Genomic DNA, 21,653 nt, shown 5'->3' on the forward strand with positions numbered 1-21,653 from the left:
TCAATCTGAGCCAGGATCAAACTCTTATGTTCAATCTCTAACTTAATAACTTCTGGTCTGCTTCAAAGAAACCGACAAAGAATAGATATATCTACATCTTGTCTGTTTTTGTCGCAGTGTGAGGCACCAAGGCACTCACACTTATCGGTAATCTGTGTTGTTAAAGAGCGTTTCCTGCTGCCGCAGCAGCGAAGAAGGCGAACTATACACAACCTCAAACCATACAGTCAACCCAAAAACCAAAAAATCCTACACCAAAAATAACAACAGACTGTTTCTCAACAATATTTAATTCGACACAAACAATTGGCCGCCTGAAAATGGTTTTTCAGACGGCTTATCGACGCCCCTTCTCTCTTTCAGGAACAAAAGAACGTATAATCTGCCTGTTCGACAATTTCAAGGTTTTCATTATGAATTTCCCCCATCGTTTTGTTCCCTCTTCCCGTTTGCGCCGTATGCGTAAAGATGATTTTTCCCGCCGCCTGATGCGCGAGCACTCGCTTACTGCTGATGATTTGATTTATCCGGTTTTTGTATTGGAAGGCAGCAATCAAGAAGAACCGGTTGCTTCTATGCCCGGCGTGAAACGCCAGAGTTTGGACAAACTGCTATATACGGCGGAAGAGGCCGTTACGCTCGGAATCCCGATGCTGGCTTTGTTCCCCGTGGTAACGCAGAATAAAACCGAAACGGCGGAAGAAGCTTACAACCCCGACGGATTGGTGCCGACGGTGGTTCGCAAGCTGCGTGAGAGCTTTCCCGAATTAGGCATCATGACCGATGTGGCGCTCGACCCCTACACCATTCACGGGCAAGACGGCTTAACCGATGAAACAGGTTATGTGTTAAACGATGAAACCATCGAAGTGTTAATCAAGCAGGCGCTTTGTCATGCCGAAGCCGGTGCGCAGGTGGTGGCACCTTCCGACATGATGGACGGCCGCATCGGCGCCATCCGCGAGGCGCTGGAAGAGCACAGCCATATCCACACCCGCATCATGGCTTATTCGGCCAAATATGCTTCGGCGTTTTACGGGCCGTTCCGCGATGCTGTGGGCAGCTCGGCCAATTTGGGCAAGGCCGACAAATACACCTACCAAATGGACCCCGCCAATTCCAACGAAGCTTTACAGGAAGTGGCACTGGATATTCAGGAAGGTGCGGACATGGTGATGGTGAAGCCCGGCTTGCCGTATTTGGACATTATCCGCCGCGTAAAAGACGAATTCGGCGTACCGACCTATGCTTATCAGGTGTCGGGCGAATACGCTATGTTGCAGGCTGCCATCCAAAACGGTTGGCTTGACGGCAACAAGGTGATTTTGGAAAGCCTGCTGGCTTTCAAACGTGCAGGCGCCGACGGTATTCTGACTTATTACGCCTTGGAAGCTGCCAAACAACTTCAGGCCAAACGTTAAGAATATATTGTTGCCTATATATAGAGCATACTGAACCAAGAAGGCCGTCTGAAACGTTTCAGACAGCCTTCTTTATGTAGAAAACCATCGCGTTGAGCATGCAAACGGATAACAGCAGCCATATCACAAAACAACTATGCCTGACGGTATCTGCTGCGAACCAACCGGCAAAATGGCGGCTGCATACCATTTCCGCAAAATCATCAATAGCACAAAAATATATTCTATAGCTTAGCAATCAGAGGCCGTCTAAAATCTTTTGCTCGAACACTATGCCATACGGCCTCGACCGTAAATTCCAGTAAAACCAACCAGCCTTCTCCGCAACTGCCCTGATATCTGAAGCCTGCTGCAAAATTAGAAATTAACATTTTGTTTTCTTTATATTTCATCAACCTCCTGTTCAAATAGTTTTTCATAATTAAGATTATTTGAACTATAAATTATCCAAATCAACACAAGGGGCGTACAATCCGCCTCATCGTTTTTGATGCACCTTTTTATCAACCTTATTATTGTTTAGGAGTTCCAAATGGCATTAGTAGACCGTACCGGCCAACAAGTCCCCGGCGTTGTATTCCACACCCGCGCAGGCGATGCTTGGAAAGACGTTTCCACCGACGATTTGTTCAAAGGCAAAAAAGTAGTGGTGTTCTCGCTGCCCGGCGCCTTCACCCCCACCTGCTCTTCCACCCACCTGCCCCGCTACAACGAGCTGGCCAAAGAATTCAAAGCCCGCGGCGTTGACAGCATCCTGTGCGTATCCGTAAATGACACTTTCGTGATGAACGCATGGCTGGCCGACCAGGAAGCCGAAAACATCATCGTTGTGCCCGACGGCAACGGCGAATTCACTAAAGGCATGGGCATGCTGGTTAGCAAAGAAGGTTTGGGCTTCGGCGACCGCTCTTGGCGTTACTCTATGCTGGTTAACGACGGCAAAATCGAAAAAATGTTTATCGAGCCGGAAAAAGAAGGCGACCCCTTTGAAGTTTCCGATGCCGACACCATGCTGAAATTCATCGACCCCAACTGGAAACAGCAAGAATCCATTGCCATCTTCACCAAACCCGGCTGCCCCTTCTGCGCCAAAGCCAAGCAACTGCTGCAAGACAAAGGCTTGGACTACGAAGAAATCGTTTTGGGCAAAGACGCCACCACCGTTTCCGTACGCGCCATCACCGGCAAAACCTCTGCCCCGCAAGTGTTTATCGGCGGCAAATACATCGGCGGCAGCGAAGAGCTGGAAGCCTTTTTGGCCAAATAATCCGCTGGTTACCGTGGTTTGAACGCCACTTGCAAAACGTGCCGTTATCCACCCGTAACGGCACGTTTTCAAATATTCAGACGGCCAAAATGCAATGCAGGCCGTCTGAAAAAATGCAGCAGATTTACGCAAACCGGCATTGCAAACCGTGGTTCCGGTTTTCTTAAATTTCTTGCTTATCCGTTTTAAAGGCCGTCTGAAACGGCAACCCAAAAGGACAACACCATGAAACAACTCCAAGCAGACGTAGTGGTTATCGGCGGCGGTACCGCCGGCATGGGCGCATTCCGCAACGCGCGCTTCCACACCGACAACGTTTACCTGATCGAAGGCTACGCTTTCGGCACCACCTGCGCCCGCGTCGGCTGTATGCCCTCCAAGCTCCTGATTGCCGCCGCCGAAGCGCGCCACCATGCCCTGCACACCGACCCGTTCGGCATCCACTTAGACAAAAACAGCATCACCGTTAACGGCGCAGAAGTGATGAAGCGCGTGAAATCCGAGCGCGACCGTTTTGTCGGCTTCGTGGTCAGCGACGTAGAAGAATGGCCGGCCGACAAGCGCATCATGGGCAACGCCAGATTTATCGACGAACACACCGTCCAAATCGACGACCACACCCAAATCAAAGCCGACCACATCGTGATTGCCACCGGTTCGCGCCCCGTTATCCAGCCGCAATGGGAAGCGCTGGGCGACAAACTGATTATCAACGACGACGTATTCTCTTGGGACACTCTGCCCGAAAGCGTGGCCGTGTTCGGCCCCGGCGTAATCGGTTTGGAACTCGGCCAAGCCTTGCACCGCTTGGGCGTAAAAACGGAAATCTTCGGCGTGGGCGGCGCATTGGGCGGCATCACCGACCCCGTGGTGCTGGCCGAAGCCAAAGCCATTTTCAGCGAAGAGCTGCCGCTGCATTTGGACGTTGATCCCGAAAAAACCGAAGTCAAACTCAATCAGGAAGGCAAAGTGGAAGTGCACTGGGTGTGCGGCGGCGAGCGCGGCGTGTACACCGCCGACTACCTGCTGGCCGCCATCGGCCGCCGCCCCAACATCGATAAAATCGGGCTGGAAAACCTGAACATCGAATTGGATGAGCGCGGCGTGCCCAAAGCCCACCCGCTTACCATGCAAACCAGCATTCCGCATATCTTTATCGCAGGCGACGCCTCCAACCAGCTGCCGCTGCTGCACGAAGCCAGCGACCAAGGCAAAATCGCGGGCGACAATGCCGGCCTCTACCCCAACATCGCCAACGGCCTGCGCCGCAGCCCGCTGGGCGTGGTGTTCACCAACCCGCAAATCGCCATCGTGGGCCTGCGTTATGCGCGCGTGCTCGAGCGCTATAAAAACCCCGAGTGCGTGGTGATCGGCGAAGTGTCGTTCCGCAACCAGGGCCGCAGCCGCGTGATGCTGGTTAACAAAGGCCACATGCGCGTGTATGCCGAACAAGGCACCGGCCTGTTTATCGGCGCCGAAATCGTCGGCCCCGCCGCCGAACATCTGGCGCACCTCTTGGCTTGGGCACACCAGCAAAAGATGACCGTGCCGCAAATGCTCGATATGCCCTTCTACCACCCCGTTATCGAAGAGGGCCTGCGCACCGCCCTGCGTGATGTGAACAGCAAACTGAAGCTGGGCGAAGTGCATACCGAATGTGCCGAATGCCCGGGCGCATAAGCCTATACTGAGTAACAGCCCCGTCATACCCGGGCCACGCCCGAGCATAACGGAACGGTTATTAAACAAGTGGCTTTGCTATAGCATCAAACATCAAACAAGGCCGTCTGAAAATATTCAGACGGCCTTGTTTTATTTCACGGGCGTTTATTTTTTAGCCGGTGCTTTTTTCGCAGGCGCTTTGGCGGGTGCTGCGGCTTTGTTCAGTTTGGCGGTGGCCGCTTTGTCGAGCACGCAGCCGCGGGTTACGATTTGCGACACTTGCTGCTGTTGGCCGTTTACGGTTTCCACAGCCGCTTGGGTCAGCATATTGCCGTCCACTTTATCCACATTGGCGGCAGTGGCTTTGCTTGCCGACCAAGTGATGCCGCCGCCGGCGAAGATGTTTTGGTCTTCATTGCCCACTACGCGGAACAGGCCGGGAGAAACCTTATCTTGATATTTAACTTGGGCAACCACTACTTCGCCGTTTTTGAAACCATACATCACGTTCAACGGGTTTTGGCCTTTGTCGCCGCATTTGTAGGCCACTTCTTTTTTACCGTCGATGGAATCAACCTGAACGGTTTGCGGGCCTTGGGCTTGGGGTGCCGGCTGCTGTTGCGCGGCAGGCGCGGGAGCGGGTTGGGCTTTGGGCTTGTCTTTGCCGAACATACCGCAGGCGCTCAGGGCAGCTACCATGGCCAGAGCGGGAACGATGGTTTTCAAATTTGATTTCATAAAGTTACTCCGTTAATCGTTTTATTCAAATTGCGCCGGTGCGGCACAGACGGGTATTGGGCAACCATAACAGATAAAAAGTTCCGTGTCTTTTGCGCGCCGCGCCGCAAAACGGGCTTGTGTGCGCAAACCGTGCCGTCTTTGTCCTTATGCCGTTGATTTGGCTTTTGTTTTATGCCGTATGAAAAAACAGTTCAAAACAAGTAAAGATTTCCCCTGCCCTGCCCGGGCGGCAAAACGGCGGCCACTGCGGCTTGCGCCGCCGATAGGCAACAACGGCGCCCGGTTGCTTTATAATAGGTGTGCCGGCCTGCTGTTCCAGCCTGCCCCCGCCCGCAATCCAACCGAGAAAGGAAACTGCCATGAGCAACGATGTTATCGAACACAACAGCCCCGCGCCGAACGACAGCCTGCGCACCTACTCTATTATCATCTACGCCCTTTACGCCTTGTCGCTGGTCAACGGCATCACCGCACTGGTGGGCGTGATTATGGCCTATGTGAAACGCGACGAAATGGCGGACACGGTTTATCAAAGCCATGCGCAATATCTGATTAAAACTTTTTGGTACACCCTGCTGGGTATGTTCATTGGCTGGCTCACGCTGTTTATCTTCATCGGCTTCGCGGTTATTCTCGCGGCAAGCGTGTGGTTTATCTACCGCGTGGTGGCCGGATTTATAAAACTGCTGGACAACCAGCCCGTGTCGCCCGACGGCTGGCTGTAAACAAACGATTGTTTTTTTTCAGACGGCCGCCAATCAAAGAAAGGCCGTCTGAAAACAATCTGCCCGAACAGGCCGTTTCAAACGGCCCGCCTGCCCGCATAGCGAAAAAACCGTATTTACGCTATATAATCGCCCTCTTTCCCACGATTGTTCCAACCATGACCGATTCTGCCTACCAGCAACAGCTAAACGGAAAAATCCGCCGCATCGGGCAACTGTTCGCGCCGCTGCCCGTGCCCGCTTTGGAAGTGTTCGACTCTCCCGAACAACACTACCGTATGCGCGCCGAATTCAGGGTTTGGCACGAAGGCGAAACCATGTTTTACGCCATGTTCGAGCAGGGGCGCAAAGCCGGCGGCGCAACCATGCAGCGCTGTGACAGCTTTGCCCCCGCCTGCGAAGCCGTCAACCGCCTGATGCCGCGCCTGCTCGCTGCGGCCGGCCGCGTGGGCGTGCTGAAAAACCGCTGGTATCAGGTGGAATTTCTCGCCACTTTGAGCGGCGAAATGCTGGTAACGATGATCTACCACAAAAAACTCGACGACACTTGGCGCGCCGCCGCCGAAGAGATGCAAAACGAGCTGGGCATCGCCGTGATCGGCCGCAGCAAAGGGCAGAAAATCGTGTTGAAACAGGATTTCGTTACCGAAAAACTGCATGTAAACGGCCACCCGTTCGTTTACCGCCAATACGAAGGCAGCTTCACCCAGCCCAACGCCGCCGTTTGCGAAAAAATGCTCGCTTGGGCGTGTGATGTGGCGCAGCACATCGGCGGTGGCGACATGCTGGAGCTTTATTGCGGCAACGGCAACTTCACGCTGCCGCTCGCGCGCAGTTTCGACAAAGTGTTGGCCACCGAAGTATCGAAAACCTCGGTGCAGGCCGCGTTATGGAATATAGAAGCGAACGGCAGCGGCAACGTGAAAATCGCCCGTTTGTTGGCCGAAGAATTTACCGAAGCCTACACCGGCGTGCGCGAGTTCCGCCGCCTGCAAGAACAAGGCATCGTATTGGCCGACTACCGCTTTTCCACTGTTTTCGTCGATCCGCCGCGCGCCGGCATCGACAGCGAAACCCTGAAACTGGTGCAGCAGTTCGACCATGTGATTTATATTTCGTGCAACCCCGAAACCCTGCGCGCCAACCTCGACACGCTGGCGCAAACCCACCGCATACGCCGCATGGCGCTGTTCGACCAGTTTCCGTTTACCCCCCATATCGAAAGCGGGGTATGGCTGGAAAAGCGCAGGTAAAGCACCTAAGGCCGTCTGAAACCGTTTCAGACGGAGACCTTTGTAAAACCCCCAGATGTGGATGCAGTTCAAGGCGTAGCAGCGCAGCGAGTGCAGACATATCAAACAGATAGGCAAGCGAGCGAGCAGCACACAACGCAGAAATGCGCCGCAGATGGGGGTTTTGCAAAGGTCTCAGACGGCCTGCCGCAGGATAAACCGTTAATATGTCCGCCCAAACCCACCGCATCAACCACGAACCCGCCTTCCTGCTCACCGCCAGACCCTGGCGCGAAAGCAGCCTGTGGCTGGAAATGTTCAGCCGCCGCTACGGGCGCGTGGCCCTGCTCGCCCGCAGCGCCCGCACGCGCCAGAGCGAATTGCGCGGCGTGCTGGTGCCGTTTGTGCCGGTGAGCGCATCGTGGTACGGTTCGCAGGAGCTGAAAACCCTGCACCGCGCCGAATGGCTGGGCGGCTGGCGGCAGCCGCAGGGGCGGTCGCTGTTCAGCGGGCTGTATGCCAACGAGTTGGTATACAAACTCACCGCCCGCGAAGACCCGCACCCCGCCCTGTACGACGCGCTCCACACCCTGATGCGCGCGGTGGCCGAAGAGCCGAACCACGTTGCCGCCCTGCGCCGCTTCGAGTGGGCATTGTTAACCGAATTGGGCTTCGCACCCGACCTGCAACACGACGAACACGGCCAACCCGTTGCCGCCGGGCAAACCTACTGGCTGCGCCCCGAGCACGCCCCGCTACCGCTGGCACAGGCGGGCGGTTTGCCACAGCACGAAGCGCAAGGCGTTTCGGTAGACGGCAGCACCTTAATCCAACTGCGCAACGGCATTTTCGACAACGGCGAAAGTTTGCAGCAAACCCTCAAACTCACCCGTATGCTGCTGGATTTCCGCCTGCCCGAAGGCATCAAATCGCGGCAGGTTTTGCAGCAGATGCAGGCGTTTCAGACGGCCTGAATTTTTTACCCAACCCGCACAGGCCGTCTGAAAACACAACCAGACCTTCAAAAAGGAACCGAACCATGTTACTAGGCGTAAACATCGACCACATCGCCACCTTGCGCAACGCCCGCGGCACCCCCTACCCCAACCCGCTCGAAGCCGCGCTGATTGCCGAAACCCACGGCGCCGACCTGATTACCCTGCACCTGCGCGAAGACCGCCGCCACATCAAAGACGCCGACGTGTTCGCCATCAAAAACGCCGTCCGCACCCGCATGAACCTCGAAATGGCGCTCACCGAAGAAATGCTCGAAAACGCCCTTAAAGTGATGCCCGAAGACGTGTGCATCGTGCCCGAAAAGCGCGAAGAAATCACCACCGAAGGCGGCCTCGACGTTTTGGCGCAACAAGACAAAATCGCCGCCTTCACCAAAACGCTCACCGAAGCCGGCATCCGCGTTTCCCTGTTTATCGACGCCGACGAAGCGCAAATCCAAGCCGCCCGCGACGTGGGCGCACCCGTTATCGAACTGCACACCGGCGCCTATGCCGATGCCGAAACGCCGTATGCGCGCGCGACGCAATTGCAGCGCATCGAAGAAGGCGCGAACTTCGGCAGCGATTTGGGGCTGGTTGTCAACGCAGGCCACGGCCTCACCATCCACAACGTAACCCCGATTGCCAAAATTCTCGCCATCCATGAGCTGAACATCGGCCATTCGCTGATTGCCCAAGCCGTGTTCCTCGGCCTGCCCGAAGCGATACGGCAGATGAAAGAAGTGATGTTCAGGGCGCGCTCGCTGCCTTATTGAGGCCGTCTGAAAACCCGAAAAGGAAAACCCCATGATCTACGGAATCGGCACCGACATCGTTGCGCTGGAGCGCATCGAAAAACTGCACAAAAAATACGGCCAAGCCTTCGCCCAGCGCCTGCTCAGCCGAATCGAACTGCTCGAATACCCGCAATCGGGCAAGCCGGTGAACTTTCTCGCCAAACGCTTCGCCGCCAAAGAAGCCTTCGCCAAAGCCGTCGGCACCGGCCTGCGCTCGCCCGTTAGCCTGCGCAACATCGGCGTGGGGCACGACGGATTGGGCAAACCCGAATTTATCTGCGAACCCGATTTGCAGCAATGGCTGCAAGAAAAAGGCATCAAGCGTGTGCATCTGAGCATGAGCGACGAGGGCGGCCAGGTGCTGGCGTTTGCCGTGGCCGAAAAATAAGCACGCAGCCCGAAACGGCTCGCTTTTTTTTCCATACAATCCGGTTTGCATTCAGACGGCCTTGTCCACACATCAGGCCGTCTGAAAAACCTTTTATCTTTTTTCAGACGGCCTGATGTTATGAACGACCCCGCCCTCCGCATCCGCGAACTTACCGCCCTGCTCAACCGCTACGCCTACGAATACTATACCCTCGACGCGCCCAGCGTGCCCGATGCCGAATACGACAAACTCTTTCGCGAACTCGAAGCGCTCGAAGCCGCCCATCCGCAGCTGAAACTGCCCGACAGCCCCACCCTGCGCGTGGGCGGCGAACCGTTGGCGGGCTTCGAGAGCGTGCGCCACGAAGTGCCGATGCTGTCGCTTTCCAACGCCTTTTCGCCGCAAAACGGAAACGGTGCGTTCGACCACGCCGAAATGTATGCCTTCGACGAGCGCGTGCGCGGCGGCTTGGGCGGCAGGCAGCCAGAATATGTAATCGAACCGAAGTTCGACGGACTGGCCGTCAGCCTGCTCTACCGCAGCGGCGTGCTGGAACGCGCCGCCACGCGCGGCGACGGCTCGGTGGGCGAAGACGTTACCCTCAACGTGAAAACCATCGCCAACGTGCCGCTCAGGCTGTACGGCGGGCAGGTACCCGAATTAATCGAAGTGCGCGGCGAAGTGCTGATGCTCAAAGCCGATTTTGCCGCGCTGAACGAGCAGCAGGTCGCCACCGGCCAAAAACTGTTTGCCAACCCGCGCAATGCCGCCGCCGGCAGCCTGCGCCAACTCGATTCACGCATCACCGCCCGCCGCCGCCTGCATTTTTTCGCCTACGGCATCGCCCGCAACGAAGGCGGCTTGGCGCCCGCCACGCATTTTGAAGAACTGGAATATCTGAAAAAACTGGGCTTCAGCCTGCCCGACGGCCGGTACGGCGTGTTCCCTGACATCGCCGGCGTGTTGGCGTTTTACGAAGAAATGAGCAAAAAACGCCCCGGCCTGCCCTACGAAATCGACGGCATGGTGGTGAAAGTGAACAGCCTGGCCGAACAACAGGAGCTGGGCTTTATTTCGCGCGCGCCGCGCTGGGCCGTCGCGCACAAGTTCCCCGCCGAAGAAGCCTTAACCGTGGTGGAAGCCATCGATGTGCAGGTGGGGCGCACCGGCGCGGTAACGCCCGTTGCCCGCCTGCAACCCGTGTTTGTGGGCGGCGTAACCGTTACCAACGCCACCCTGCACAACGAAGGCGAAACGCAGCGCAAAGACGTGCGCACGGGCGACACCGTGGTGGTGCGCCGCGCGGGCGACGTGATTCCCGAAGTGGTGCGCGTGATTTTCGATCGCCGCCCGATGCGCGAAGCCGCCGCCGTTTCAGACGGCCTGCAAGGCGATATGTTCGACAGGCCGTCTGAAAGCCGCCGCGAACCTCTTCACCCGCAATACCGCCTGCCCGAACACTGTCCGATTTGCGGCAGCGGCATTGAGCGCGAAGAAGGCGAAGCGGTGGCGCGGTGCAGCGGCGGCATGCTGTGCCGCGCCCAGCGTGCGCAGGGGCTTATCCACTTCGCCTCGCGCAAAGCGATGGACATCGAAGGCTTGGGGCAGCGGCAAATCGAGCAGCTGGTGACGCAGGACTTGGTGAAACATTTCGCCGATCTATACCGCCTCGACATTCCCGCCTTACAGCAGATGAAAGAAAACGCCGACAAAGGCGAAACGCAACCGGAAAGCGGCGGCGAACCGCTTTCAGACGGCCGCAAAAACGGCAAAAAACAGTCGCCCGTCAAGTGGGCGCAAAACATTCTGGCCGGCATCGAAGCGAGCAAACAGCCCGACTTGGCGCGCTTTCTGTTTGCGCTGGGCATACGCCATGTGGGCGAACGCACCGCCAAATCGCTGGCGCAGGCATTCGGCACACTCGAAAAAGTGCGCCGCGCCCCCGAGCCGCTGCTGGCCTGCCTGCCCGACATCGGCACCGTGGTGGCGCATTCCGTCGCCCACTTTTTCGCCCAGGCCGGGCAGCAGGCCATGATAGACGAACTGCTGGCCGCCGGCGTATCGCCGAAAAACCAGCCCGTTACCCTGCCGCTTTCGCAATATGCCGAACCGCAAAAATGGCTCGCCCGCCTGCCTGGCTACAAAACCAGCGAAACAAAAGCCGCCGCGTTATGGGAGCTGGCCGGCAAAAGCATGGCCGGCCTGATCGGCGACAACGCGCTCAATGCCGAATGGCAGCAATGGCGAAAACAGCCCGCCAATCTCGCCCTCTTGCGCGATATAGAAGCGTTTTTGAACGATATGCCGTCTGAAAACAAAGCGCAGCCCGAGAGCGGCAACAGCGCCGTTGCAGGCAAAACCTTCGTGCTCACCGGCACCCTGCCCACGCTCAAGCGCGACGAAGCGCAAGCCATGATTGAAGCCGCAGGCGGCAAAGTGTCGGGCAGCGTGTCGAAAAAAACCGACTATGTGGTGGCCGGCGAAGCGGCGGGCAGCAAACTCGAAAAAGCGCAGGCCTTGGGCGTGGCGGTGTTGGATGAAGCGCAACTGAAGGCTTTGCTGAATATTGACAAATGAATCAAACCTACCCATCTCTGCCGCAAACCAGTAAAATGCGTAACTTTAAACCGCGCACCATAAGTTTTCAGACGGCCGCCGAATTTAAGCAAACTTAAGCCGCGCCGTATGGTCATACATTCAATTATTTTGAGGAGCAACACATGATCAAACCGATTAAAAAAGCCGTATTCCCCGTTGCCGGCATGGGCACCCGCTTTCTGCCCGCCACCAAAGCCAGCCCCAAAGAAATGCTGCCGATTGTCGATAAACCCCTGATCCAATACGCGGTGGAAGAAGCCGTGGCGGCAGGCTGCACCGAAATGGTGTTCGTTACCGGCCGCAACAAACGCAGCATCGAAGACCACTTCGACAAAGCCTACGAACTCGAAACCGAGCTGGAACAGCGCAATAAAGACAAACTGCTCGAACACGTTAGAGACATCCTGCCGCCCGAAATCACCTGCCTGTATATCCGCCAAGCCGAAGCCCTGGGCTTGGGCCACGCCGTGCTGTGCGCCCGCGCCGCCGTGGGCGACAACCCGTTTGCCGTGATTCTGGCCGACGACTTAATCGACGCCCCGCAAGGCGCGCTCAAACAGATGGTCGATATCTACAACCAAACCGGCAACAGCGTGTTGGGCGTGGAAACGGTGGACCCGTCCCAAACCGGCTCCTACGGTATTGTGGAAGTGGAAAACCTCAAAAGCTACAAACGCATCACCAATATCGTTGAAAAACCCAAACCCGAAGAAGCGCCTTCCAATTTGGCCGTGGTCGGCCGCTACATCCTCACCCCGCGCATTTTCGACCTGCTCACCAACCTGCCGCGCGGCGCGGGCAACGAAATCCAGCTCACCGACGGCATCGCCCGCCTGCTCGACCACGAGTTCGTGCTGGCCCACGCCTTCGAGGGCACGCGCTACGACTGCGGCAGCAAACTGGGCTACCTCGAAGCCACCGTTGCCTACGGCTTGAAACACCCCGAAACCGGCGCGGCATTCCGCGAACTGTTGCAGCAATATACCGGCAAAAACTAAACGGGCGTTTTGCCGGCAACGCTTCAACCTGCTTTCAGACGGCCTGTGATAAAGGAACAGGCCGTCTGAAACCGTTCCGGCTATCTATGCTAAAATCCCGCCCGACTGATTCAACCCCACACCCGCTATGACCACACCCCAATACAGCGAATCCAGCATCACCGTACTCAAAGGCCTGGAGCCGGTAAAAGAACGCCCGGGCATGTACACCCGCACCGAAAGCCCCACCCACATCTGCCAGGAAGTGATCGACAACGCCGCCGACGAAGCGCTCGGCGGTTTTGCCACGCAGATTGATGTAGAAATCCACGCCGACGGCTCGCTGTCGGTGCGCGACAACGGCCGCGGCATTCCCATCGGCCTGCACCCCGCCGAAAACGTGCCGGTGGTGGAATTGGTGTTTACGCGTTTGCACGCGGGCGGCAAGTTCAACAAAAAAGACGGCGGCAGCGCCTATGCCTTTTCAGGCGGCCTGCACGGCGTGGGCGTGTCGGTAACCAACGCCCTTTCCACCCGCTTGGAAGTAACCGTCAAGCGCGAGGGCAAAATCTGGCGCATCGTGTTTGCCGGCGGCGATGTGGTCGAACCCTTGAGCGAAATCGGCAAATGCGCGGCCAAAGATTCCGGCACCGAAGTGCGCGTGTGGCCGGACGGCAAATACTTTGAAAGCCCGAACTACAGCATCGCCGAGCTGGAGCGGCTGCTGCGTGCCAAAGCGGTGCTGCTGCCCGGCGTTACCGTGTCGCTCACCCGCCCCGTTAAAGGCGAAGCCGGGCCGCAAACGCAAACCTGGCACTACCCCGACGGCCTCAAAGGCTATCTCGCCGACTTAATCAGCGAAGCGCAGGAAGCCGTGCCGGTGTTTGCCAGCGAAAACTATATTTCAACCGGCCACGACAGCGATTTCACCGCCGGTGAAGGCGCGGCTTTCGCGCTCACCTGGCTGGAAGACGGCGTGTGCAACAGCGAGAGCTACGTCAACCTGATTCCCACCCCGCTGGGCGGCACCCACGAAGCCGGGCTGAAACAGGCCGTGTTCGGCGCGGTGAACAACTTTATCAACCACCACAATCTGTTGCCGCGCGGCGTGAAAGTGCAGAGCGATGACGTATTCGGCCGCGTGGCTTTCGTATTGTCCGCCCGCGTGCTCGATCCGCAGTTCCAAGGCCAAACCAAAGACAAACTCACCAACCGCGACGCGCTCAAGCTGGTGGCCGCGGTGTCGGGCGATCCGCTCGAATTATGGCTCAACCAAAACGTAGAAGCCGGCAAAAAAATCGCCGAACTCGCCATCCGGCAGGCGCAGGCGCGCATGCGCTCGGTGAAGAAAATCGAAAAGAAAAAAGGCAGCGGCGTGGCGGTGTTGCCAGGCAAACTTACCGACTGCGAAAGCGAAGACATCCGCGAAAACGAGCTGTTTCTGGTGGAAGGCGATTCGGCCGGCGGCTCCGCCAAACTCGCGCGCGACAAAGCCACCCAGGCCATCCTGCCCCTGCGCGGCAAAGTGCTCAACAGCTTTGAAGTCCACCCCGACCAACTCTTTGGCAACGCCGAAATCCACGATATTTCCGTTGCCATCGGCGTCGACCCCCACGGCGCGGGCGACAACCCCGATTTAAGCGGCCTGCGCTACGGCAAAATCGCCATTTTGTCGGACGCCGACGTGGACGGCTCGCATATCCAAGTGCTGCTGCTCACCCTGTTTTACCGCCACTTCCCCAAGCTGGTTTCAGACGGCCACATTTATGTCGCCCAACCGCCGCTCTTCCGCGTGGACGTGAACGCGCAAGGCAAAAACAAACCTGCGCGCAAAATTTATGCGTTGGATCAGGCGGAATTGGACGGTATTTTGGAACGCCTGCAAAAAGAAGGCCTGTCTGAAAACAAATATGCCATCAGCCGTTTCAAAGGCTTGGGCGAAATGAACCCCGACCAGCTCAAAGACACCACCATGCACCCCGACACCCGCCGCCTGCTGCAAGTGCAGATTCCCGACGGCGCGCTCGAAGAAACCCACGGCATTTTCGTGAAGCTGATGGGCAAAGGCGAGGCCGCCGCCCGCCGCGCGTGGATGGAAGCCGAAGGCGATACGGCGCAGGTGGATATTTAACCCAACGGCCGAATCCGGCCGGCCGGAAAAAAACAGGCCGTCTGAAAAACTTTTCAGACGGCCTTGATGCTTTCTGCCGCTTGGCCAAACCCTACAAACTACATCGCGCCGTAATTCGGGCCGCTGCCGCCTTCGGGGCAGACCCACACGATATTTTGCGTGGGGTCTTTGATGTCGCAGGTTTTGCAATGCACGCAGTTTTGCGCGTTAATCTGCAACTGCGGTTTGCCGTTTTCTTCCACGATTTCATACACGCCGGCGGGGCAGTAGCGCGTTTCTGGGGCGGCGTATTCTTTCAGGTTTACATCGAGCATGGTTTGCGGATTTTTCAGCTTCAGGTGCGAAGGTTGGTTTTCTTCGTGGCTGAGGTTGGCGAGAAACACGCTGCTCATGCGGTCGAACGTGAGTTCGCCGTCGGGTTTGGGGTAATCGATGGGGCGGGCGGCGGCGGCTTTTTTCAAAGCGCCGTGGTCTGTGCCGTGGTGTTTGATGGTCCACGGCGTTTTGCCTTTAAACACATATTGTTCCAGCCCGGTGTAGGCCATGGCGGGGAACAGCCCCCATTTGAAGGCGGGGCGGATGTTGCGGGCGGCGTGCAATTCGCGGTATGCCCAGCTTTGTTTGAACAAATCTTCGTAGGCATAGGCGGTTTTGCCACTGCTTGATGCCTCTGCCGCTTCGGCGCTTTCCAAAACGGGGAAAACCGCTTCGGCCGCCAATATGGCCGATTTCATGGCGGTGTGTATGCCTTTGATGCGCGGCACATTTAAGAAGCCTGCGGCGTCGCCCACCAGCACGCCGCCGCGGAAGGCGAGTTTGGGCAGGCTTTGCAGGCCGCCTTCGGTAAGCGCGCGCGCGCCGTAAGCGATGCGGCGGCCGCCGGCAAAGGTTTTGCGGATTTCGGGATGGGTCTTGAAACGCTGGAATTCTTCAAACGGCGAAAGATAGGGGTTTTGGTAGTCCAAACCCACCACAAAGCCTACCGCCACTTGGTTGTTGTCGAGATGGTAAATAAACGAACCGCCGTAGGTTTTGGTGTCGAGCGGCCAGCCGGTGCTGTGCACCACCAAGCCGGGTTGGCATTGGCCAGCGGGCACTTCCCAGATTTCTTTGATGCCGATGCCGTAGGTTTGCGGCTGGCTGTCACGTTCGAGCGCGTATTTTTGAATCACCTGCTGGCTGAGCGAGCCTCGGCAACCTTCGGCAAACACGGTTTGCTGCGCCCAAAGCTCCATGCCGGGTTGGAACATTTCGGTGGCTTCGCCGTCTTTGCCCACGCCCATATTGCCGGTGGCAATGCCTTTCACCGAGCCGTCGGGGTGGTAGAGCACTTCGGCGGCGGCAAAACCGGGGTAGATTTCCACGCCGAGGCTTTCGGCCTGCTCGGCCAGCCAGCGGCACAATGCGCCGAGGCTGATAATGTAGTTGCCGTGGTTGTTGAAGTTGGGGGTAACCGGCAGTTTGTAGGCTTTGTTTTTGGTTAGGAACAGCACTTGGTCGGCGGTTACGCTGCGGGTGAGCGGCGCACCTTGCGTTTTCCACTCGGGCAAGAGTTCGCTGAGCACGGCGGGGTCGAAAACCGCACCCGATAAAACGTGCGCCCCCACTTCCGAACCTTTTTCCACCACGCATACGCTGGTTTCGCGCCCCGCCTGCTGCGCAAGCTGTTTTAGCCTGATGGCGGCCGACAAGCCCGCGGGGCCTGCGCCGACAACAACGACGTCATACTGCATACTGTCGCGTTCGATGGTTTCGGTCATGGTTGTGGTTCCTGTTGGTTGCGGCGCCCAATCGGTGCGGTTTTTTAACACCACCCGTTTTCAGACGGCCTGTTATGGTTTTGAAATGCCCGATTATACAGCATAGTGCAATCATGCCGCCAAAACGGCGGCAAGGTTTCGGGCAGTCTTCTGCGCTGGGTCAACACCAACTAAACAGTAGGCATATGAAAAAATAGCTGCATTGAAAATTATATGCTACTTTAAATCTTGCTTTATATTTAAAGCGATAATTTTTCAAATCTATAAACTTGGACATTTTCTTCTACTATTCCGCCCATATCTTCGTGAATAAACAGAAGGTAAATATTTTTTACATCTATAATTCGATGAGCCATTCACGAAATAATGATGGAATTTATTTATTCTTTTATTATTTTCTTTACACGACACAGAAGTTTTTCCTACTTCAGCAAGTTTCCTTTTTTCCGAGACATAAAATCCAAGAAAAACAGCCAATAGTGCTGTAAAAAATATATATGAAAATTCAAATATGGCATTACCAAAAAAATTCAAATATTCAGGATCACTCCCTTTCCTAGGCCAAGATTCGTTAAATTTAGGAATAACCGCAGTCATTAAACTCAACACAATGGTTATACTTAATATTTTAACTTTGGGATTACAAAAAGTATTGACTAATATAGCAAATAAAAAAACAAAAAATACTAATAAAAATAGCATTTCTGAAAGAGTTAATATATGAAACAGTGTTCCACCTTTATACGACAACCTGTTTAGAGCATAATATATGACAATATGTATCGCTATAGGTGCAATACTAAAAAGTATTAAAAATATCAGATGATATGTAGTGTGATTGAACTCAGGTTTTGAATACTGTTCAACATATTCGACTATCCCTTTCCAAACCCTCTTACCCATACAAAAATCTCCATAAATTAAAAACTCAATACCATCATTCGGGCGCACTCATCTCCACCCGCGCCCCTGCCTGCGCCAGTTTTTCCAGCATATCCGCCCAAGCCGCATCCATATGGGCACAGGCTTCGCCCACGGCCTTGATGCCGAATTCAATATGCGACGGCACCCTTTCCCCTCTGCCGTTTACCCAACCGACGCTGGGCAGGCTGAACGTGCGTATACCCGCATATTCCGCTTCGATATGCTGCATTACCGGCGCAACGTGCGACTCGGGGATGCCGAACACCCATACCGAGCGCTGCTCGCTGCGGGTTTGGTGAAAACGGTCGGCATAATAGGTTTCCAGCACCCATTCGCCCATCGGTTGCGCCATCACGGGAAAGCCGGGCATGAAATAGTGTTCGCGTATCGAAAAACCGGCGATGTCGTTATAGCTGTTGGGTATCAGATCGGAGCCGGCTGGGAAATCGGCCATCAACAACCGCTGGCGGTGGGCGGCCGAATCAAGCGCATCACCGCGTTTGAGCGACACGCCGTCTATCAGCGCCGCCGCTTCGGGATGGCGCACCAGCGGCACGTCCAACGCATCAGCGGCGGCTTGGCGGGTGTGGTCGTCCAAAGTGGCGCCGATGCCGCCGGTAACGAAAGTCGGCAGGCCGTCTGAAAAACTGCGGCGCAACTGTTTGGCCAAGAGCGGCCTGTCGTCGGGCAGATACTGCACCTGCCCCAAACGCAGGCCGCGCGATTCGAGCAGGTTTTTAAAAAAGGCGAAATGTTGGTCGGCTCGGCTGCCGTGCAGAATTTCATCGCCGATAATAATTAAATTGAAATCAATCATGGCACGCTCTTGGCTGGTTGTTGTGTGAGAACAAGCCGCCTGAAACCGATCCAGGCTGGACTAACAGGCCGATTCATACAATAATAACCCGTTTTCGGGCCGTCTGAAACGGCATTTCCACATTCGATAGGATTTTCCATGAGCCAGCATAACCATACCATTTTGCAAAGCCTGCCCGCAGGCCAGAAAGTCGGCATTGCCTTTTCAGGCGGCCTCGACACCTCCGCCGCCCTGTTGTGGATGAAACTCAAAGGCGCGCTGCCCTATGCCTACACCGCCAATTTGGGCCAGCCCGACGAAAGCGACTACAACGCCATCCCGAAAAAAGCCAAAGAATACGGCGCCATCGAAGCCCGCTTAATCGACTGCCGCAGCCAGTTGGCACACGAAGGCATCGCCGCCATCCAGTGCGGCGCTTTCCACGTTTCCACCGGCGGCGCCACCTATTTCAACACCACGCCGCTAGGCCGTGCCGTAACCGGCACCATGCTGGTTTCGGCCATGAAAGAAGACGACGTGAACATCTGGGGCGACGGCAGCACCTACAAAGGCAACGATATCGAACGCTTCTACCGCTACGGCCTGTTAACCAACCCGAACCTGCGCATCTACAAACCCTGGCTCGACCAAACCTTTATCGACGAACTCGGCGGCCGCCAAGAAATGAGCGAATTCTTAATCGCCAACGGCTTCGATTACAAAATGTCGGTCGAAAAAGCCTATTCCACCGATTCCAATATGCTGGGCGCCACCCACGAAGCGAAAGATTTGGAATTCTTAAACAGCGGCATCAAAATCGTCAAACCGATTATGGGCGTGGCTTTTTGGGATGAAAATGTAACAGTGAAGCCCGAAGAAGTTACCGTACGCTTTGAAGAGGGCGTGCCGGTGGCCTTAAACGGCCGAGAATTCGCCGACCCCGTCGCCCTCTTTCTCGAAGCCAACAAAATCGGCGGCCGCCATGGCTTGGGCATGAGCGACCAAATCGAAAACCGCATCATCGAAGCCAAATCGCGCGGCATCTACGAAGCCCCCGGCATGGCCTTGTTCCATATCGCCTACGAGCGCCTGCTCACCGGTATCCACAACGAAGACACCATCGAGCAATACCGCATCAACGGCCTGCGTCTCGGCCGCCTGCTGTATCAAGGCCGCTGGTTCGACAGCCAAGCGCTGATGCTGCGCGAAACCGCCCAACGCTGGGTGGCAAAAGCCATCACCGGCGAAGTAACTTTAGAGCTGCGCCGCGGCAACGATTATTCGATTCTCAACACCGAATCGCCCAACCTTACCTACGCGCCCGAACGCCTGAGCATGGAAAAAGTGGAAAACGCCGCCTTCACCCCGCTCGACCGCATCGGCCAACTCACCATGCGCAACCTCGACATCACCGACACCCGCGCCAAACTCGGCCTCTACTCGCAAACCGGCCTGTTGTCGCTGGGCGAAGGCTCGGTGCTGCCGCAACTGGGTAACAACGAAAAATAAAAAATAAAGCCCTGCAAACCTACAGGCCGTCTGAAAGCAATGCCGCGCATTTTCTGCACGATGTTGCTTTCAGACGGCCTTAAACTTGCCAAACCCTCATTTTAGTAACCGCTCCGTCATACGACGGCTTGACCCGAGTATCTTGAGTTTCAGCAAACTTTGAGATACTCGGATCAAACCCGAATATGACGTATATAATTTTCCCTAGGGAGTTTAGTCAGAATGCTTGTGAAGCGGTTTTTTGAGAAAAAATCCGCAGATGCAAGGCAAAAAGCGCAGCAAGATTGGACATCTTGCGGGCATTTTAGCTTCGCAAGTCCGCTACGCTACCTAACGCCGCAGGTGCGGATTTTAACCAAAAATACCGCCGCAACGCGGTCGACTACACTCCCTAAATTGATTCACTATATAAAATAGGTTTTCAGACGGCCTTGCAGTACAATCAGGCCGTCTGAAAACCTATCCCCCTTACCATGCAACTTTTCAAATATCTCCAATCGCAAGGCATCGGCACCCGCAAAGAATGCCAGTGGCTGATTGAAAACGGCTGTATCGCCATCAACGGCATCCTGTGCAGCAACCCGCGCAGTACCGTCCAACCCGAAGAAGTAAAAAGCCTCGAAGTAAACGGCGAATCTTTGGCAGTGGTGCCCATGCCCTATTTTTATATCCTGCTCAACAAACCGGCAGGTTACGAAACTTCGCACAAACCGCAGCAATATCCCAGCGTATTCAGCCTGTTTCCCGACCATATGCGCCGACTGCCCATGCAGGCCGTCGGCCGCCTGGATGCCGACACCACCGGCGTTTTGCTGATCACCAACGACGGCGGCTTCAACCACCGCCAAACCTCCCCCAAACACAAAGTGCCCAAACTATACCGCGTTACACTCAAACACGACGCAGACGAAACCTTGTGCACCACCCTGAAAAACGGTGTATTGCTTCACGATGACAACGAATCCGTAGCCGCCGCCGATGCTGTGCTCGAATCTCCCCGAATACTGCTGCTCACCATCACCGAGGGCAAATACCACCAAGTCAAACGCATGGTGGCCGCCGCCGGCAACCGCGTAGAGCAACTCCATCGCAGCAAATTCGGCAACCAAACCACCGAAAACCTACCCGAAGGCGGCTGGAAGTTTATAGTTATGTAAATAACGACCAAAATGACAACCGTATTAAACAATCTTTTTCTTTATAAAACATGATGTTGTTTGATTTTAAGACCGGTTTACAAAACTTAATGCCAAAACTTATGAACTATTATATAATTCACCTGTCTGAGTAACACTTACTCCGAAAGGAGTGAGTAAGTGAGTAAGACGTTTTCCCCGTAATGTGTTTGGCCATCTATACTTTTCCCCTTAGTATAGATGGTTTTTTTTAATCCAAATTTTTAATTAACTATATTAATAATATTAAAATTAACTATACCTATAAATATTAAATCTATCTTAATCGCGCACAAATATTACTTCATACCCGCAAACTAGGTATCACGATCAATATTGCTTTCACCACATAGAAACGTCCATTTGTGTTAATACCGTTTTAGCCGGACAACCACCTGCACAAAAAACCGCTGCAAACTTTCCACATTTGCAGCGGTTTTTTGATGGGCAAACAAGACTTCGCAACATTGCTCCAATATCCGTTAAACGCTTCTCTACCTTCATTAGCTTTACAAAGATAGTACAGCGAACCTGTGGATCCAATGACGGGATTTAAGTATTTCAGACGGCCTA

The 21,653-nt window shown here is 55.3% G+C and carries 18 protein-coding genes; 13 read left to right on the forward strand and 5 right to left on the reverse strand.

What is annotated here, in order from left to right; genetic code table 11:
* The first annotated feature begins 413 nt into the window (after positions 1-413).
* From hemB to NQ012_RS05015, 3 genes are all read left to right on the forward strand, one after another.
* Positions 414-1,421: a porphobilinogen synthase gene (hemB, locus tag NQ012_RS05005; protein ID WP_257066520.1), complete on the forward strand. Its 1,008-nt coding sequence runs from the start codon at positions 414-416 to the stop codon at positions 1,419-1,421.
* Positions 1,422-1,953: 532 nt separating this feature from the next.
* Positions 1,954-2,688 (forward strand): glutathione peroxidase, encoded by a 735-nt coding sequence (locus tag NQ012_RS05010; protein ID WP_257066521.1) that lies wholly within the window; start codon positions 1,954-1,956, stop codon positions 2,686-2,688.
* A 225-nt stretch (positions 2,689-2,913) separates the two neighbouring features.
* Complete coding sequence (locus tag NQ012_RS05015) at positions 2,914-4,368, forward strand: dihydrolipoyl dehydrogenase (RefSeq protein WP_257066522.1); 1,455 nt, start codon at positions 2,914-2,916, stop codon at positions 4,366-4,368.
* A gap of 147 nt (positions 4,369-4,515) precedes the next feature.
* On the opposite strand, the gene NQ012_RS05020 is transcribed toward NQ012_RS05015, so the two are convergent.
* The gene (locus tag NQ012_RS05020) at positions 4,516-5,088 is read right to left on the reverse strand and encodes a hypothetical protein (protein WP_085364980.1); all 573 of its coding nucleotides are present in this window, start codon (positions 5,086-5,088) and stop codon (positions 4,516-4,518) included.
* A 362-nt stretch (positions 5,089-5,450) separates the two neighbouring features.
* Here NQ012_RS05020 and NQ012_RS05025 point away from each other — a divergent pair, with 362 nt between their 5' ends.
* Entirely contained in the window at positions 5,451-5,816 is a 366-nt protein-coding gene (locus NQ012_RS05025; RefSeq protein WP_257066523.1) for a DUF4870 family protein, read from the forward strand.
* A 158-nt stretch (positions 5,817-5,974) separates the two neighbouring features.
* Positions 5,975-7,069: a tRNA (uridine(54)-C5)-methyltransferase TrmA gene (gene trmA, locus NQ012_RS05030; RefSeq protein WP_257066524.1), complete on the forward strand. Its 1,095-nt coding sequence runs from the start codon at positions 5,975-5,977 to the stop codon at positions 7,067-7,069.
* Here the strand turns inward: trmA and NQ012_RS05035 are convergent.
* Positions 7,023-7,298, reverse strand: a complete 276-nt coding sequence (locus NQ012_RS05035) for a hypothetical protein (protein WP_257066525.1) — start codon at positions 7,296-7,298, stop codon at positions 7,023-7,025. The two genes, trmA and NQ012_RS05035, sit on opposite strands and share 47 nt — an antisense overlap.
* Here NQ012_RS05035 and recO point away from each other — a divergent pair.
* The 6 genes from recO (at position 7,276) to NQ012_RS05065 (ending at position 14,916) form a co-directional block, all read left to right on the forward strand.
* Positions 7,276-8,022 (forward strand): DNA repair protein RecO, encoded by a 747-nt coding sequence (gene recO, locus NQ012_RS05040; RefSeq protein ID WP_257066527.1) that lies wholly within the window; start codon positions 7,276-7,278, stop codon positions 8,020-8,022. The two genes, NQ012_RS05035 and recO, sit on opposite strands and share 23 nt — an antisense overlap.
* A 65-nt stretch (positions 8,023-8,087) precedes the next feature.
* The gene (gene pdxJ, locus NQ012_RS05045) at positions 8,088-8,819 is read left to right on the forward strand and encodes a pyridoxine 5'-phosphate synthase (RefSeq protein WP_257066528.1); all 732 of its coding nucleotides are present in this window, start codon (positions 8,088-8,090) and stop codon (positions 8,817-8,819) included.
* Between the two features lie 31 nt (positions 8,820-8,850).
* Entirely contained in the window at positions 8,851-9,228 is a 378-nt protein-coding gene (gene acpS, locus NQ012_RS05050) for a holo-ACP synthase (RefSeq protein WP_257066529.1), read from the forward strand.
* 120 nt (positions 9,229-9,348) lie between these two features.
* Positions 9,349-11,787 carry an NAD-dependent DNA ligase LigA gene (gene ligA / locus NQ012_RS05055; RefSeq protein WP_257066530.1) on the forward strand — a complete coding sequence of 813 codons (2,439 nt, stop codon included), beginning with the start codon at positions 9,349-9,351 and terminating at the stop codon, positions 11,785-11,787.
* Positions 11,788-11,933: 146 nt separating this feature from the next.
* Positions 11,934-12,806, forward strand: a complete 873-nt coding sequence (gene galU, locus NQ012_RS05060) for a UTP--glucose-1-phosphate uridylyltransferase GalU (protein ID WP_085365144.1) — start codon at positions 11,934-11,936, stop codon at positions 12,804-12,806.
* Between the two features lie 127 nt (positions 12,807-12,933).
* Positions 12,934-14,916: a DNA topoisomerase IV subunit B gene (locus tag NQ012_RS05065; RefSeq protein WP_257066531.1), complete on the forward strand. Its 1,983-nt coding sequence runs from the start codon at positions 12,934-12,936 to the stop codon at positions 14,914-14,916.
* A gap of 98 nt (positions 14,917-15,014) precedes the next feature.
* Here the strand turns inward: NQ012_RS05065 and NQ012_RS05070 are convergent, their stop codons facing one another.
* The 3 genes from NQ012_RS05070 to NQ012_RS05080 form a co-directional block, all read right to left on the reverse strand.
* Positions 15,015-16,676 (reverse strand): electron transfer flavoprotein-ubiquinone oxidoreductase, encoded by a 1,662-nt coding sequence (locus NQ012_RS05070; protein ID WP_257066532.1) that lies wholly within the window; start codon positions 16,674-16,676, stop codon positions 15,015-15,017.
* 261 nt (positions 16,677-16,937) lie between these two features.
* On the reverse strand, positions 16,938-17,627 hold the full coding sequence (locus tag NQ012_RS05075) for a hypothetical protein (RefSeq protein ID WP_257066533.1): 690 nt from the start codon (positions 17,625-17,627) through the stop codon (positions 16,938-16,940).
* On the reverse strand, positions 17,614-18,417 hold the full coding sequence (locus NQ012_RS05080) for a competence/damage-inducible protein A (RefSeq protein ID WP_257066534.1): 804 nt from the start codon (positions 18,415-18,417) through the stop codon (positions 17,614-17,616). The genes NQ012_RS05075 and NQ012_RS05080 overlap by 14 nt, the downstream gene beginning before the upstream one ends.
* A 138-nt stretch (positions 18,418-18,555) precedes the next feature.
* On the opposite strand from NQ012_RS05080, the gene argG reads away from it, so the two are divergent.
* Together argG and NQ012_RS05090 are read left to right on the forward strand one after the other, a co-directional pair.
* On the forward strand, positions 18,556-19,905 hold the full coding sequence (gene argG / locus NQ012_RS05085; RefSeq protein ID WP_257066535.1) for an argininosuccinate synthase: 1,350 nt from the start codon (positions 18,556-18,558) through the stop codon (positions 19,903-19,905).
* 473 nt (positions 19,906-20,378) lie between these two features.
* Entirely contained in the window at positions 20,379-21,062 is a 684-nt protein-coding gene (locus NQ012_RS05090) for a pseudouridine synthase (protein ID WP_257066536.1), read from the forward strand.
* Positions 21,063-21,653: the final 591 nt, after the last annotated feature.

Source organism: Neisseria dentiae (assembly GCF_024580525.1).
Taxonomy (GTDB): Bacteria; Pseudomonadota; Gammaproteobacteria; order Burkholderiales; family Neisseriaceae; genus Neisseria; species Neisseria dentiae_A.

Excerpts from the sequence above, each read along its gene's own strand:
- hemB (WP_257066520.1), top strand. The coding sequence starts at position 414 with ATGAATTTCCCCCATCGTTTTGTTCCCTCTTCCCGTTTGCGCCGTATG.
- NQ012_RS05010 (WP_257066521.1), top strand. The coding sequence starts at position 1,954 with ATGGCATTAGTAGACCGTACCGGCCAACAAGTCCCCGGCGTTGTATTC.
- NQ012_RS05015 (WP_257066522.1), top strand. The coding sequence starts at position 2,914 with ATGAAACAACTCCAAGCAGACGTAGTGGTTATCGGCGGCGGTACCGCC.
- NQ012_RS05020 (WP_085364980.1), bottom strand. The coding sequence starts at position 5,088 with ATGAAATCAAATTTGAAAACCATCGTTCCCGCTCTGGCCATGGTAGCT.
- NQ012_RS05025 (WP_257066523.1), top strand. The coding sequence starts at position 5,451 with ATGAGCAACGATGTTATCGAACACAACAGCCCCGCGCCGAACGACAGC.
- trmA (WP_257066524.1), top strand. The coding sequence starts at position 5,975 with ATGACCGATTCTGCCTACCAGCAACAGCTAAACGGAAAAATCCGCCGC.
- recO (WP_257066527.1), top strand. The coding sequence starts at position 7,276 with ATGTCCGCCCAAACCCACCGCATCAACCACGAACCCGCCTTCCTGCTC.
- NQ012_RS05035 (WP_257066525.1), bottom strand. The coding sequence starts at position 7,298 with ATGCGGTGGGTTTGGGCGGACATATTAACGGTTTATCCTGCGGCAGGC.
- pdxJ (WP_257066528.1), top strand. The coding sequence starts at position 8,088 with ATGTTACTAGGCGTAAACATCGACCACATCGCCACCTTGCGCAACGCC.
- acpS (WP_257066529.1), top strand. The coding sequence starts at position 8,851 with ATGATCTACGGAATCGGCACCGACATCGTTGCGCTGGAGCGCATCGAA.
- ligA (WP_257066530.1), top strand. The coding sequence starts at position 9,349 with ATGAACGACCCCGCCCTCCGCATCCGCGAACTTACCGCCCTGCTCAAC.
- NQ012_RS05065 (WP_257066531.1), top strand. The coding sequence starts at position 12,934 with ATGACCACACCCCAATACAGCGAATCCAGCATCACCGTACTCAAAGGC.
- NQ012_RS05070 (WP_257066532.1), bottom strand. The coding sequence starts at position 16,676 with ATGACCGAAACCATCGAACGCGACAGTATGCAGTATGACGTCGTTGTT.
- NQ012_RS05080 (WP_257066534.1), bottom strand. The coding sequence starts at position 18,417 with ATGATTGATTTCAATTTAATTATTATCGGCGATGAAATTCTGCACGGC.
- argG (WP_257066535.1), top strand. The coding sequence starts at position 18,556 with ATGAGCCAGCATAACCATACCATTTTGCAAAGCCTGCCCGCAGGCCAG.
- NQ012_RS05090 (WP_257066536.1), top strand. The coding sequence starts at position 20,379 with ATGCAACTTTTCAAATATCTCCAATCGCAAGGCATCGGCACCCGCAAA.